11 protein-coding genes and 1 tRNA gene are annotated in these 14,632 nt (G+C 68.4%); 4 read left to right on the top strand and 8 right to left on the bottom strand.

The features are described from left to right. Positions 1–54: 54 nt before the first annotated feature. Both F2Q65_RS00920 and F2Q65_RS00915 read right to left on the bottom strand, forming a co-directional pair. Positions 55–2,250, bottom strand: coding sequence for an adenylate/guanylate cyclase domain-containing protein (locus F2Q65_RS00920; protein ID WP_150089467.1), 2,196 nt, complete (start codon positions 2,248–2,250; stop codon positions 55–57). A gap of 113 nt (positions 2,251–2,363) precedes the next feature. Further along, positions 2,364–2,792 (bottom strand): hypothetical protein, encoded by a 429-nt coding sequence (locus F2Q65_RS00915; protein WP_211353911.1) that lies wholly within the window; start codon positions 2,790–2,792, stop codon positions 2,364–2,366. A gap of 166 nt (positions 2,793–2,958) precedes the next feature. Here F2Q65_RS00915 and parC point away from each other — a divergent pair, with 166 nt between their 5' ends. Beyond that, entirely contained in the window at positions 2,959–5,208 is a 2,250-nt protein-coding gene (parC, locus tag F2Q65_RS00910) for a DNA topoisomerase IV subunit A (RefSeq protein WP_150089465.1), read from the top strand. Positions 5,209–5,248: 40 nt separating this feature from the next. Here parC and F2Q65_RS00905 read toward each other — a convergent pair whose 3' ends face one another. The 4 genes from F2Q65_RS00905 to F2Q65_RS00890 form a co-directional block, all read right to left on the bottom strand. Further along, entirely contained in the window at positions 5,249–5,476 is a 228-nt protein-coding gene (locus F2Q65_RS00905; RefSeq protein WP_150089463.1) for a glycine zipper family protein, read from the bottom strand. A 136-nt stretch (positions 5,477–5,612) separates the two neighbouring features. Then, the gene (locus F2Q65_RS00900; protein WP_150089461.1) at positions 5,613–6,833 is read right to left on the bottom strand and encodes an SAM-dependent methyltransferase; all 1,221 of its coding nucleotides are present in this window, start codon (positions 6,831–6,833) and stop codon (positions 5,613–5,615) included. Continuing rightward, complete coding sequence (locus F2Q65_RS00895) at positions 6,833–7,645, bottom strand: DUF1365 domain-containing protein (RefSeq protein WP_150089459.1); 813 nt, start codon at positions 7,643–7,645, stop codon at positions 6,833–6,835. The genes F2Q65_RS00900 and F2Q65_RS00895 overlap by 1 nt, the downstream gene beginning before the upstream one ends. 10 nt (positions 7,646–7,655) lie before the next feature. After that, a complete protein-coding gene (locus F2Q65_RS00890; protein WP_150089458.1) occupies positions 7,656–8,960 on the bottom strand; it encodes an NAD(P)/FAD-dependent oxidoreductase in 1,305 nt (434 codons plus the stop codon). A 132-nt stretch (positions 8,961–9,092) separates the two neighbouring features. Between F2Q65_RS00890 and F2Q65_RS00885 the strand changes: the two genes are divergently transcribed. The 3 genes from F2Q65_RS00885 to F2Q65_RS00875 all read left to right on the top strand — a co-directional run bounded on the left by F2Q65_RS00885 (position 9,093) and on the right by F2Q65_RS00875 (position 13,015). Then, positions 9,093–10,178 (top strand): hypothetical protein, encoded by a 1,086-nt coding sequence (locus F2Q65_RS00885; RefSeq protein WP_150089456.1) that lies wholly within the window; start codon positions 9,093–9,095, stop codon positions 10,176–10,178. Between the two features lie 263 nt (positions 10,179–10,441). Then, complete coding sequence (locus tag F2Q65_RS00880) at positions 10,442–11,548, top strand: AAA family ATPase (protein ID WP_150089454.1); 1,107 nt, start codon at positions 10,442–10,444, stop codon at positions 11,546–11,548. Between the two features lie 6 nt (positions 11,549–11,554). Then, positions 11,555–13,015, top strand: a complete 1,461-nt coding sequence (locus tag F2Q65_RS00875; RefSeq protein WP_211353910.1) for a vWA domain-containing protein — start codon at positions 11,555–11,557, stop codon at positions 13,013–13,015. 337 nt (positions 13,016–13,352) lie between these two features. Here F2Q65_RS00875 and F2Q65_RS00870 read toward each other — a convergent pair. After that, positions 13,353–13,428 (bottom strand) — tRNA-Arg (locus F2Q65_RS00870). 76 nt (positions 13,429–13,504) lie between these two features. Next, positions 13,505–14,596, bottom strand: coding sequence for a L,D-transpeptidase family protein (locus F2Q65_RS00865; protein ID WP_170265427.1), 1,092 nt, complete (start codon positions 14,594–14,596; stop codon positions 13,505–13,507). Positions 14,597–14,632 lie beyond the last annotated feature (36 nt).

Genomic DNA, 14,632 nt, shown 5'->3' with positions numbered 1-14,632 from the left:
CGGTTGACGTGTTACGCAAGCCTGGCGCTTTGCGTGTGGTGCCTGTCACCAGGTTCAAGGGTTCGCGCTGACCGGGGTGCCGTCCCAGTCGTCCGGCAGGTCGTCCGGGTCGGCGAGCTGCAGCTGCTCGCAGCGCGCGATCAGCAGGTTGCAGGCCGGGTCATCCGGCACCAGGGTCAGCGCCCGGCAAAAGCTGGCGATGGCATCTTCCCAGGCCCGTCGCCGGTAGCGCTGCAGGCCCTCGGCGCACAGGGCGATGAAGCGCAGTTCGTCCGTGTCGGCGCTGGCGGGGGCATCGCTGCGCAGTTCGTAGATCAGGTCGCCGCGGTCTTCGCCGGGTAGCCGCAGGATGTCCAGCGGGCGGCACAGGAACCGGTCGGCGATCTCGTCATGCAGGGCCTGGCTGATGATGATGCGGGTGCCGTAGCGGGCATTGGCATCGCGCAGGCGGGCGGCCACCGCCACCAGGCGGCCCATGGCGGTGTAGCGCATGCGTCCGGCCACGTTGAGATTGCCCACCAGTCCGCGGCCGCAGTGCAGGCCGGTATGGCGCACCACCTGGCCGCCGTGGCGGGCGGCGTCGCGGTCACAGGCGCGGGTGAAGGCCAGGGCGGCCCGGCAGGCATGGCGCGCGGCCTGGTCCGGGGCGGCGGGCAAATCCCAAAAGGCATGGATGCGGTCGCCACGAAAGGTCTCCAGCGTGCCGTCCTCGCGGCGGATGATGCTGTTGCCGTGCTCCACCTGGGTGGCGAGGAATTCGATCACCTGTTCCGGTTGCAGGCGTTCGATCATGCCGTCCAGCCCGGCCATGGCGGAGGTCATCACCGTCAGGTCCTTGTATTCGGCCCGCAGTCTTGGCCGGGTGGCGCCGCTGGCCAGCTGGCGGATGGCCTCGGCCGGTATCTGGCTGCCGAGGAAGTCCATGGTGTCGCCCATCTTCGCCAGGGCATGGTCCATGTCGCGGATCTCGCGGAAGACGGATTTCACCGGCACCACCTCGGTCGGACGGAACCGCCGCAGCAGTTCTGTGTTGCGCGCCAGTTGCTGCACCGAGTTGGCAAAGTTTGCGGCCAGCGGGTAGATGATGAACAGCACCATGCTGACGATGATGGCGGAGACCACGATGGCTTCGCGCAGGGTGCGTTCCGACTCGCTCAGCAGGTCCGCCTCGTCCAGCACGATGGCCAGCCGCCAGGGCAGTCCGGTGTCGCCACCTAAAGCGGCGATGTGGGTGAGATAGCTCCGGCCGCCGGTGACCGAGCGGTGGATGGGTCCGACGCCGGCGGCGGTGCCGGTTCCAGCGTCAGAATCGGCGCCGGAGCCTGTCGCGGATTGCGTGCTGGCCAAAAGCGCGTTCCTGATCCAGGGCCGGGCGATGTCGTCGATCCGCAGCAGCGTCCCGGTTTCGGCTCCGAAGTCCGCCCGGACGTCCGCTGTGCGATTTGTCCCGGGATCGGCCGAAACGGTGGTGAGGTCCAGCCGGCGGGGGTAGGCGATCAGCCGATCCTGGTCGTCCAGGATCAGCACGGCGCTGTTGGGGCCGATGTCCTGTCGCGACAACAGCTCGGAAATGCCGTCCAGGGTGGCGTCGGCGCCGAGTACGGCGCGAATCCGGTGATGCTGGTCCAGCAGCGGATAGACGGCGGTGATGCCGAGATGCCCACCGCTGTGAAAGCGGTAGACGTCGGTCCATTGGACCCGGGGCTCTGCCGTGGCGTTGCGGTACCAGGGGCGCTGACGCGGATCGAACTGGGCGTCTCCGGTTAGATGCGCGATGGGCTGGAAGTCCGGCCGGCGCACGATGATGCGTTCGCTGGCCGGCGTGCTGGTGCGGTCAAGGATCCGTGTGGACAGCTCCGGTTGGTTGCGCGCCTGCACGAAGTTGCCGTCGCGGTCGCCGATGTACATGCTGGTCAGCTCGGGGGTGAAGGCCACCTGCCGCCAGAACAGTTTCGACAGCAGGGCCTGATCCGCGATGGGGTGCGTGGCATCCGCTACGGCGGCATTCGACAGCAGCTGCGCCTTGGTAAGGTGCACGATGCCGTCGGTGCGGGCGACGACCTTCTGGCTGATCTCCGCGACGAAGCGGCTGGAGAGCTGGTAGACCACCTGTTCCGCACGCTCGGACATCCGGGCGACAATGATCAGGACGGTGATCAGCATCGGCGCCAGGAACAGGGCCAGGATGGCCAGGCGGAACGACGGGCGTCGTCCGCTGCGCAGGCGGGAGGAGAGGCTTGGGCGTGCCACAGGCGCTGCCACTGAGACCGAGCATCCGTGGGTGATTGGGGCGACTGCTGACTGACCGGGGCCGGAACGGGCGGCTGAGTGGACAGCAGCTCCGGGCGGCCTGGCGGTGCGCGTCAGTTCAGCACATTGTGGCCACGGCGGCGCATGCAGTTGCTGTAGGCGCGCTTGAACTCGGCCTCGGTCTGCGAGGCGGTGCCGAGCCCGCCGGCCAGGGCGCCGGTGGCCACGCCGACGGCAGCGCCCTGGCGTGCCCCGCGCCAGCTGTCGCCGGCCAGCACGGCGCCGACCCCGGCGCCCACGGCGGCGCCGATGGCCCCCTTGGTGGCGGCGCTGCGTGCGGCCTGCTCGTTTGCATCGCCGCCGGAGGCCTGCATGGCCAGGGCGCGGCACTCTGCCAGGTCGCGGCTGAGATACTGTGCCCGGTCATTGCCGTAGGTGTCGACGGTGGGCGTCCAGGTGGATTGGGTGCTGGAGCAGCCGCCGGCAGTCAGGGCAGCGGCCAGGACCAGGCTCGGAACCAGAATTGGGAATGCGTGTTTCATGGGTGATCTCTCTGTCCGCCGGCAACGGCGGCGTGCATCAGGGGCCCCGACGGGCCTGACCAACTTGGTCGGATTATGACATACCACCGCCCGCGTTTGCCGATCCGGGATTGCGCTGCTACGCTTCCCGACCGTTTCAACTGTCCGCAGTCCGAGTCGTCCACGCATGAGCGAAACGCCGATCTACAATCCCGAGGGCCTGGAGCGTCTGCCGCTGCACCTGTTCAGCGAAAAGGCCTACCTTGACTACTCCATGTACGTGATCCTGGACCGGGCCCTGCCGCATGTGGCGGACGGGCTGAAACCGGTGCAGCGGCGCATCCTGTATGCCATGTCCGAACTTGGACTCTCGGCGGCGGCAAAGTTCAAGAAGTCCGCCCGCACCGTCGGCGACGTGCTGGGCAAGTTCCATCCCCACGGCGACACCGCCTGCTACGAGGCCATGGTGCTGATGGCGCAGGCGTTCAGCTACCGCTATCCGCTGGTGGACGGGCAGGGCAACTGGGGCTCGCCGGATGATCCCAAGTCCTTCGCCGCCATGCGCTACACCGAGGCGCGGCTGGCACCCTATGCCGAGACCCTGCTGGGCGAGGTGGCCCAGGGCACCGTCGACTGGCAGCCCAATTTCGACGGCACCCTGGAAGAGCCGAAGCTGCTGCCGGCACGGCTGCCCAACCTGCTGCTGAACGGCGCCACCGGCATCGCCGTGGGCATGGCCACCGACATCCCGTCGCACAACCTGCGTGAGGTGGCCAGGGCCTGCATCCATCTGCTGCGGCATCCGGACGCCGACATCGACGCGCTGATGCGCCATGTGCCGGGGCCGGACTTTCCCACCGCGGCGGAGATCATCACCCCCGCCTCGGAACTGGCCCGCATGTACCAGACCGGCTACGGCTCGGTGCGACAACGCGCCCGCTACGAGATGGAGGAGGGCGACATCGTCATCACGGCGCTGCCCTACCAGGTCTCCGGCAACCGCATCATGGAGCAGGTGGCGGCGCAGATGCAGGCGCGCAAGCTGCCGATGATCGAAGACCTGCGCGATGAGTCCGACCATGCCTGTCCCACACGGCTAGTGATCGTGCCCCGCTCCAACCGGGTGGATCTGGCGCGGCTGATGTCGCACCTGTTCGCCACCACGGACCTGGAGAAGAGCTATCGCGTCAACATGAACATGATCGCGCTGGACGGCCGGCCGCGGGTCATGAACCTGCGCGAGATCCTCAGCCAGTGGCTGGGCTACCGCACCGCCACCGTGCGCCGGCGCCTGCAGCACCGGCTGGACAAGGTGCTGGAGCGGTTGCACCTGCTGGAAGGCCTGCTGATCGCGTTCCTCAACATCGACGAGGTCATCCGCATCATCCGCACCGAAGATGAGCCGAAGCCGGTGCTGATGCAGCGCTTCGGCCTCAGTGAGGCCCAGGCGGAGTATGTGCTGAACACCCGGCTGCGGCAGCTGGCGCGGCTGGAAGAGATGAAGATCCGCGCGGAGCAGGCCGAGCTGGCAGCGGAGCGCGATACCTTGCAGCAGACCCTGGGGGACGAGGGCCGGCTGCGGGACCTGATCATCGAGGAGATCGAGCGCGACGCCGACAAGTACGGCGACGAGCGCCGTTCGCCGCTGACCGAGCGTCCGGCGGCCCTGGCACTGGACGACACCGAGCTGGCGCCGAGCGAACCGATGACCGTGGTGCTGTCGGACAAGGGCTGGGTGCGCGCGGCCAAGGGCCACGACATCGATCCGGCGGGGTTGTCGTACAAGTCCGGCGATGGCTTTCTCGCCGCCGCCCGGGTGCGCAGCAATCAGCCGGTGGTGTTCCTGGACAGCAGCGGGCGCAGCTACAGCCTGCAGACGCATACCCTGCCGTCGGCCCGTGGCCAGGGTGAACCGCTCACCGGTCGGCTGGATCCGCCCAAGGGTGCGGCCTTCCGGGCCGTGCTCGGCGAGACGGAGCCGGGCTGCCGCTGGTTGCTGGCATCGGATGCGGGCTACGGCTTTGTCTGCCCGTTCCAGGCGCTGCTGGCCAAGCCCAAGGGCGGCAAGTCGGTGCTGACCCTGCCAGAAGGCGCCCGGGTGCTGCCGCCGGTGCTGCTGCCCGGCAGCCCGCTGGACCGGGTGGCCGCCGTCACCAGCAGCGGCCATCTGCTGGTGTTTCCCATCGGCGAGCTGCCGGAGCTGAATCGCGGCAAGGGCAACAAGATCATCGGCATCCCGGCGGCCCGGGCCAAGGCCCGCGAGGAGCTGATGCTGGCCATCACCATCGTGCCGGACGGCGGTAGTCTGCTGCTGACGTCCGGCAAGCGTACCCTGACCCTGAAGCCGGCGGACCTGGATCGCTACCAGGGCGAGCGGGGGCGCCGGGGGGCGATGCTGCCCCGCGGCTTCCAGCACGTCGATGCCCTGAGTGGTTAGTAGCCTCGGCGCCCGCCTCCCGGCTCGGGATCAGTCGGCGTCAGTCGATATTGCCCTTCTGGTGCTGGTCGTACAGGAAGCCCCCCAGGGCGCCGACGCCGGCACCGATGAGGGCCCCGGCGCCGGCGCTGGCGCTCAGGGAGCCGATGGCGGCGCCGCCGGCGGCACCCAGCAGCGCGGCGCTGCCGGCGCGGCTGGTGGTGGTGGTGCCGCAACCGGACACGGTGACGGCGCAAGCCAGGGCGAGGGGAACGGCAAACTTGATCATGGGATAGGTGTCCTTCGGCCGTCGATGCGGCCTGTGATGAGGTCTGGATTCGAGTCTCCGGCGGCGATCATACCCCGCAGCCGGCCGGTGTCCAATATCCGGCACGCCAATACCAGGCACCCGTCTCAGGCAGCTCTCAGGCATCAGGCGCATGGGCCAGGGTCACCTGCATCACGTCCACCCGCCGGTCCAGGAAACCGGCCTCGCAGTAGCTCAGGTAGTAGCGCCACAGGCGGATGAAGCGCTGGTCGTAGCCCAGTGCGAGCACTGCGTCCAGCTTGGCCTCGAAGCGCTGCCGCCAGGCGGCGAGGGTATGGGCATAGTCCTGGCCGTGGAAGCTGCGCCGGACCACCTGCAGGCCCGCTGCTGCGGCAGCGGCGTCGAAGCGGCCCACGGTGGGCAGCATACCCCCCGGAAAGACGTAGTGCTGGATGAAGTCCGGGCTGGCGCGGTAGTCGTCGAAGAAGGCGTCGTCGATGGTGATCACCTGCAGAGCGGCGCGGCCGCCGCGACGCAGACAGCGCGCCAGGGTCTGCATGTAGGTCGGCCAGTAGGCCTCGCCCACGGCCTCGAACATCTCGATGGAGACGATGTGGTCGAACTGCCCCTGCACGTCGCGGTAGTCCTGCAGCCGCAGGTCGATGCGCTCGGCCAGTGGGGTGTCGCGCACCGCATCCTGCGCCCAGGCCAGTTGCTGCTCTGACAGCGTCAATCCGGTGACCCGCAGGCCCGACTGCGCCGCCTGCCGTGCGAGCCCGCCCCAGCCGCAGCCGATCTCCAGCAGGTGCTGGCCGGGCCGGGCCGACAGGCTGTCGAGCAGGCGTCGGTACTTGTTGTGCTGGCTTTGCTCCAGATCGTCGTCGTCCTGCGCGCGGATGCCGCAGGAGTAGGTCATGCTGGGGTCGAGCCACAGGCGGTAGAAGTCGTTGCCCAGGTCGTAGTGGTAGGCGATGTTGCGCCGGCTGCCGGTGCGGGTGTTGGAGCGCCGGCGATGTCGCCAGGGCGACAGCAGCCGGTGCATCCAGCCGCCGGCCACCACCCGGCTGAAGGCGGCCTCGTTGACTCCCAGGGTGCGCAGCAGCGCGGTGAGGTCCGGGCTGTCCCAGTGTCCGGCCATGTAGGACTCGCCCAGGCCCACATGGCCGCGGGTGGCGATGCGCCGCGCAAAGGCCCAGGGCCTGAGCAGCCGGATCTCGCCGCTGGGGCCTGGGTCGGTACCGCGCAGCAGGCGGTGATGTGTGCCGATGCGGACGCACAGTTGTCCGCAGGCAATACCCTGGAAAAGCCTGTGGTACGGCCTGAGCACGGCCGGACTGCCGGCCGGGAGTGCCGCCTCGGCGGCGTTGTCGCTTGCCATCAGGTCACCTCGTTGCGGGGCGGTTCGGGTTTGGGGTGAAAGCGCGCGCCGCCGAGCCAGATCTTCAGCGCGTGCCAGTGGATGGCCGCCATCACCTTGAACGTCATCAGTGGCATGCGCCGCAGCGCCCGCCACAGCGCGCGCTCGGTCAGGGGCTCGCCGGGGCCTGTCTGTGACGCTACCATGCGTAGTTGTCGCCGGTCGTCGAACTGGCGGATGAGCACGGCCACATGGTCGTCGGGTCGCGACAGGCGGAAGCGATAACCGCCTTCCATGTCCATCAGCGGCGACACGTGGAAGCACTTGACTGCCTCGGCCCGCAGCGGCCAGTCCAGCGGGCGTCCGGCGTCTGCCAGCAGGTAGCTGTGGTGCTCGCCGAAGGTGTTGTTGACCTCGGCGATCACCGCCCGCAGGCGCCCGTCGCGGTGCTCGCAGTACCACACGCTCAGCGGGTTGAAGCCGTAGCCGAGCACCCGCGGAAAGCACAGCAGGCGGATCCGGCCGCCCTCCAGGTCGATGCCGTGCCGGGCCAGCAGCTGCTCGGCCCAGGGACGCAGCGGCGAGCCGTCGCGCGGGCCGTGGTCCCGGGGGTCGAAGCGCACCAGCCGCAGGCGCCGGCCCGACATGAGCCGCGGCACCCGGTCCAATGCATCGATGTCCAGCAGCAGGCTGAACACCCGGTAGACGAAACGGTACTGCACCGGGTGCAGGCGCCGGTGCATCACCCGGGTGAAGTAGATTCGATGCGGATTGTCTGCCGCGCTGCTGTCCGCGCCGGCGCCATTGTCGGCGCTGTGGTGCGTCCTGCTCATGGCCGTTCCCTCATGCGTGCGTCGGGTCCGTGTCAGCGGTGTTTGTGGTCAGCCAGCGGGTGTCGATGCCGAGCTGGTCAGCGACGTCCACCGCGGATTTGAGGGCGTCCTCGTGAAAACCGTAGCCGAAGTAGCTGCCGCAGTAGTGCACGCGGTCGCGGCCCTGCAGCCGGTGCAGCTGACGCTGGGCGTCCATGGCCGCCTGGTCGAACACCGGGTGTTCGTAGTCCATCGCGGCGATGACCCGTTCCGGCTCCGGCTCCTGCAGCGGGTTCAGCGACACCAGGTAGTCGGTGGTTCCCGGCAGGCCCTGCAGCCGGTTCATCCAGTAGGTGACGGACACCGCTCGCTCGCCGTCCTGGCGTTGCTCGGCCAGGTAGTTCCACGACGCCCACACGGCCCGGCGCCGGGGCATCAGTTGCGCATCGGTGTGTAGCCAGGTGCGGTTGGTCTGATAGCGGAAGGCCCCCAGCAGCCGCGCCGTGTCGTCGTCGGGGCGCTCCAGCAGGGCCAGTGCCTGGTCGGCATGGCAGGCCAGCACCACGCGGTCGAAGCGGCGCTCGGCACCAGAGCCAAGGCGCACTTCGACCTCGTCGCCGCGGGTGCGCACCTGTTGCGCGGCGTCGAACAGGACGTGTTGCTCGCCCAGATCCGACAGGATACGTTTTACATAGCTATGGCTGCCGCCCACCACGGTGCGCCATTCCGGCCGGCGCAGGATGTTCAGCAGCCCGTGGTTGTTGAAGAAGCGCGCCAGGCTCTCGGCGGGGAAATCCATCATGGTGCCTGTGGGACAGGACCAGATCGCAGCCGCCATGGGCAACAGGTAGTGGTGCTGGAACTCGGTTCCGAGCCCCTGGCGCTGCAGAAAGTCCCCCAGGCTCAGGCCGTCGAAGCCGCCGTCGGCCAGCAATGCCTTGCAGCGGCGGTTGAAACGCAGCATATCCCGAAGCATGCGCAGAAAACCCGGGCTTAGCAGGTTGCCGCGCTGCGCAAACAGGGTATTCAGGGTGTCGCCGGAATATTCCAGCCGGCCAGGGCCGATGGAAGCGGAGAAGGACATGGTGCTCTCGCGGCTGGCCACGCCCAGACGCCGGAAGAGTCGCGTCAGCAGCGGATAGTTAGGCTCGTTGAAGACGATGAAGCCGGTATCCACCGGCAGCGGGCCGTCGGCCGTCGGCACCTCGATGGTGTGGGTGTGGCCGCCTATATAATCATTGGCCTCGATCAGGGTGACCTGGTGCTGACGCGCAAGCAGCCAGGCGCTGGCAAGACCGGCGATGCCGCTTCCGATGACGGCGATGCGTTCTGACATGGAACCGTTTCCCAAGAGTGTATGCATTCAGGCTGTGGCACAGCCGTACCAGGCGCCGATTGTATAAGACCAACGGTAAGAAAACATGCGCCGACACTGTACCACCAAGGTCCGTTGCAGGAGGAGAAGACGATGACCCAGGTCCGCATCAAGCACGATCCGCCGCGGCTGATTCCGGAGGCATCGCCGTCGCGGTCGCGCAAGTCGACCACCCCGCTGACACACCATGAGATCCTGACACTGATGGCGCCCTTCAGCCGGCGTGGTCTGCACGCGGACCTGGGCGCCAGCCGACGCGAGGACCGGCTGTTGCGCTTCAGGCCGGTGCCGCTGGCGCCAACGGATGCCCTGCCCATCGCCCTGGAGTCGGTACTGACGCTGGAGCTGGATCAGGATAACCGCCACCGACTGGTGCGCCGGGTCACGGACGCGAGCGGTCTGGCCGCCATGGCGGTGGTCGAGGGCGGCGATGTCGAGCAGCTGCTGGCGCTGATGGAGGCGATTCCGCCGCGGCGCCAGTTCGGTGTCCATGGCGGTGTGCCCCTGGCCCGCAGCTATGTCATCCTTGCTGGTGACGAGGAGGATGGCGGCCCCCGCGCCGTCTTCACCGAGGCCGAGGCCGTGGTGGAGGGCGTGCGCATCGCGTTCAAGGCGGATCGGTTCCGGGGCGCGCCGGTGGAGCTGAAGCTGACCGCGCCGCCGGGGTTGCTGCTGGACGTGCCGGAGGATCTGATCGCGGTCATCGGCTGGCGCTGGCGTCCGTTGCGGCGCATCGTCAGCTACTGGCGCGGCGCCATCCGCGTGGCCACCCGCGAGCCGGAACGCACAGCGGACATCGAGCGCCGGCTGGGGCCGACCATCGAGCATCTGGCGGCGACCTTGCGGCGTGCACCGGCGCAGTTCCATGGCCGGCATCTGCGCAGCCGCTGGCGGGTGACCTTCCAGCGCGCCATCCCGCTGCTCACCGGGCTGTTCATCCTGGCCATCACGCCGGGCATCCAGTGGCTGGAGATGGACGATGACTCCATTCTGCGCATGCTCATCTTCCATGCGCCGCCGTTCCTGCTGGTGGGCTTCTTCCTGATGCGCGAAATGCCGCGGCTGGAGATCCCGCCGCTGCCGCGACCGCTGCGGCAGCAAGACTGGTTCAAGCCCCTGGACAGCAAGGCGCCGCGGCCAGCCGGCGCCGGCAAGGCGATGGCGGAGGCCGAGACCTGAGCGCATCACGACACTCCAGGCCAGCCCGGCAAAACACCTGGCGACCTGATGTGCTGATGTCAAACAGATCTCACCGACCAGCAGCAATTCCAGATTCAAACCACAGAGCTCTGGAGAACGCAGAGACCAGCCAGCGTGTTCCTAAGCGTCTCTGCGCGCGCTTTGCGTTCTCTGTGTCTTTGCGGTTAATCGAACTGCGGCAAAGCGGCAAAATTTGAAATTGCTGCACCGACCAGTGAACGCAAGAACAACAGGGGAAGCCCTTGCATACTGATCCAATGAACATTCCGCCGGTGTCGATCGCAGCGGTCCGGCAGGCGCTGATCGAGCAATTTGCCGACCCGACGCTGCGCCGGCGCGCCTCCATGCTCTGGGGCACGCGCGGCGTCGGCAAGTCGTCCGTGGTACGACAGGTGGCCGAGCACTTCGGCGCGCCCCTGGTGGACCTGCGCCTGACCACCATCGAGCCGGTGGACATCCGCGGCGCCATCTATGCCGACGACAGCCGCGAGCAGACGGTCTGGTTTCCGCCGGAGTTCCTGCCGGGCCCTGAGCAGCCCGAGGGGATCCTGTTTCTGGACGAGCTGACCGCCGCTGACCAGCGGCTGCAGATCTCCGCCTACTCGCTGATCCTGGACCGTCGGGTGGGCAAGTACCAGTTGCCGGACGGCTGGCTGGTGGTGGCGGCCGGCAACGCGGCCTACCACGGCGCGGTGAGCCACGACATGGGCACGGCGCTGGCGGATCGCATGTTCCACTTCAATGTGCAGACGGTCATCGACGCATTCCTCGACCACGCCCTGGCCAATGATTTTGCGCCCGAGGTGATGGCCTATCTGAAGGTGCGCCCGGACAAGCTCGACGACACCCACAGTCAGCTCGCCAATGATCACCTGGTGGGCGCCAGCCCGCGGGGCTGGGAGGACGTGTCCAACGTACTCAGGTCCGACCTGTCCGACAGCGCCCGGCGCATCTTCGTGCAGGGCCGCATCGGCGCGGCCAATGCCGCCGAGTTCTTCGGCGTGCTGCGCGAGATCCAGGCCGGCACCGATGTGTTGCAGCTGCTGCAGGCAGAGCCCGGGGAGGCCACCGCGGCGCTGCTGCCGAAGACGCTCGATGGGCTCTACGGCATGCTCTATGCGCTGCTCGCCGTCACCACCGATGAGCCGCGCATGACACGCGCGCTGGAGATCATCGACCAGCTGCCCGATGCCGACAGCACCGAGCCCCTGCCCATCCGCGAGGCACAGACGCTGGCCATGGAACTGCTGTTCCAGAAGGCGCTGGAGCGCGGACTGGAGGGCGCCGTGCTGCAGAGCCCGGTCTATCTGCGCTACGCCGAGCAGCGCGCCCAGGACGAGGCGGGCTAGTCCGCCGTGGCCATCCACAGCCATCGCGGCACCCGGGCCATCCAGCGCATGGTCGAATATGCACCGTCCACCGGCGGGCTGGCGCTCTGGATCCGGCATCGCGACCTCAGCCTGGATGCGACCGAGGCGCAGCCGCACGAACCGGACGCCCTGTTCGCCGCCAATGACGGCAGCACGATCTTCTACGGCGCCGCCTTCGAGACGTTGCCCCTGCCGGTGCAGACCGGTCTGGTGGCGCACCAGGTGCTGCATGTGGCGTTGCAGCATCCACAGCGGCGCGCGGCCCTGCGGCGGTTGCGCGGCGACGTCGACGACGCGCTGTTCAACATCTGCGCCGATGCCATCGTCAACAGCACCCTGAGCCATCTGAGCTGGCTGGAGCTGCCCCAGGGCTCGGTGCTGCTCGAGGAGCTTCTGGCCTCCGTGCTGGACATCCGCCAAGGGGTGGAGAAGTCGTTGCTGGAGTGGGATCTGGAGCGGCTCTATCGCGCCATCGATGATCGCCGCTCCGGCGCCCGGGGGCCCATGGCCGGACGGCGCGCCGGCAGTGGTGCCGGGCGTGATTCTGGGCAGGGCGGGGATGGCGACGGACAGGCTGACCAGCGCCGGAGCGGGCAGGGCGGTGCGGCACAACGCCAGCAAGGGCAATCCCAAGGTTCTGCGAAGTCGGCCGACGAGACCATCGAGGAGGCGTCTGCCCGCTTCCGGGAGGGCCTCCGCGAGGATGGACCGCGGGCGGCCCGGGCCCGGCGCATGGGATCCAGCATCCTGCGTGACCTGCTGCCGGCGCCGGATGACGGGCAGCAACCCGAGCAGCAGGCGGAGCAGGCCCGGGAGTGGCGCGAGCGTATCGTCCGCGGGCACGCCGGCGATGGCGCCCATTCGATGCTGCGTGCGCTGATCGCCGATCTGCCCAAGGTCCGCACGCCCTGGGAGCAGCTGTTGCGGACGCAGCTCGCGCGGGGATTGTCGCATCAGCCGGACCGCTCCTGGTCGCGGCCGGCGCGCTCCTATGTGGCCAATCAGGGGCGCTGCGGGCGCCTGCGAATGCCCTGGGAGCCCGGCACCAGCGCCAGTCGGGCCGTGGCGCGGCTGGTGGTCATGGTGGATGTCTCCGGCTCCGTCGAGGACCCGTTGCTGGGTCGCTTCGCCACCGAGATCGAGGCCATCAGCCGCCGGCTGGAGGCCGGGCTGGTGGTCATCGTCGGCGACCAGCGGGTCAGCGCCGTGGAGCACTTCGCCCCGGGCCGCTCGAACCTGCGCGAGATCCGCTTTCAGGGTGGCGGCGGCACCGACTTCTCGCCCCTGCTGCGCGAGGCCGAGCGCCATGCGCCGGACATCGGCGTCTTTCTCACCGACCTGGACGGTCCGGCCCAGTATCGTCCGCGCTTCCCGGTGCTCTGGGCCGTGCCGGCGGTGCAGGCGGAGAGGCCGCACCCCTTTGGCCGCAAGCTGGTGCTTGATTGACGCTGGCGAGCGGATCCCAGGCCATCAGGGAAGCGCTGATTTATTCGGCGCTTCCCGTGCGGGGCAGGAAACCCGGCCATCTCCTTAGGCCGAGCTACAAAACAGGGCTCGGCCTTATCCGCCCACCAGCGCGTCGCGCATCTGCATGAACGCGATCAGATACCTCGGCCGGCAGAACAGACGCCTGCAGGCGGGATGGGATGGCAAGAATCGGGGTACAGACCTGCCCATGCGGGTCGGTAGGGCGTGGGAACAGCACCCCTGTGGCCAAGACGGCCTGGAGGTCTTCGTAGACGAGACGCAGACGAGACGCACCTGGGCTTGCTGGAGGGAGTATTGGCGCCCTCGGCAGGAATTGAACCTGCGACCTACCGCTTAGGAGGCGGTTGCTCTATCCCCTGAGCTACGAGGGCGGGTTCTGCGCAGCCGCCGATTATATACCGGTTGACACGGGCGTGCGCGCTGGGTTTGGACGGCTGCTTTCCGCCGCTACCGGGCTGCTTCGACCCCAGTCCGAGTTTTTGCGTCGGTTGGCGCTGGCCCATCGTGTTGTGCGCTGTCCTCGGTGCCGACGACCCGCGCCGGCAGCAGGATGTAGCCGGGCGCGTCGTTGCTGTCGTTGCCGCTACCGGCGAGGTCGGCGGCGGGGTCCGTTGTGGCGCGGACGCCTTCTCGTGGCTGGGCCTGATCCTGATTCTGGTCCTGGTCCTGGTCCCAATCCGCGCGTTGCTCTGGAGCCGCAACCGAACGCGGAGTCGGGGTTGCTCCGGTGTCAGCTGTGGCCGGGGCTGCAACCGGCACCGGTGTTGAAGCCGGGGTCGGTGCCGGCGCCGACGATGAGGCCGCAGTGCGTTGCTGGCCGCCGGCAGTCGTGCCGGACGAACGGCTGGATGTGCTGGCCGCCGTGTTGCCGTTGGATCGGGTCTTTGCCGTCGCCCGCTGTCGGGCGATGCGCTCGGCATAGTTGCCATAGTCCGGGCCGTTGCCGACCACGGTCACGCGGGTGCCGGTGCTGGCATGGTTGAACACCGCCTCGGCCACGGTCTTGGGCATGCGGATGCAGCCGTGGGAGGCCGGGTATCCGGGGCGGGGAATAGGGCCGGCGTGCATGCCGATGCCGTCGTAGGTCATGCGCATGAAATGCGGCATGCTGGCGCCGATGAAGCGACCGCCCTCGGGCACCGGATCGCGATTCGACGCACTGTGCTTGACCACCTTGCCGTTGCTGTCCACGATCTTGCCGTAGAGGTTGGAGCGCTTCTTGCTAACCTTTTCAAGGATCGCGAATTCGCCCCGGGGCGTCGCATGGCGGGCAACGCCCGAGGCGATGGTGGTCCAGCCGACCTGCTCGACGCCGTCGTAGAAGCGCGCCTTCTGCTCGTTGGTGTCGATGACAATGTGGCTGATCGCGCGGCCGTGTCCGCTCCAGTCGTACAACTGGCCAGGCTCGGGCGGGTCCTCTTGCGGCTCCGGGATGGACCGGCTGTCGGCAACGGACGCATCCGTCACCGCCGCGGCGGGCCGTCCCTGGTATTGCCGCTGTGCACAGCCGCCTGGGAGGATCAGCGCAACGCACAGCATGCCCGCAACGGCGGCGCGAATCGGAGAAACGCGTTT

It is taken from the genome of Thiohalocapsa marina (genome assembly GCF_008632335.1).
Taxonomy (GTDB): domain Bacteria; phylum Pseudomonadota; class Gammaproteobacteria; order Chromatiales; family Chromatiaceae; genus Thiohalocapsa; species Thiohalocapsa marina.
This window is presented reverse-complemented; position numbering and strand designations above follow the sequence as displayed.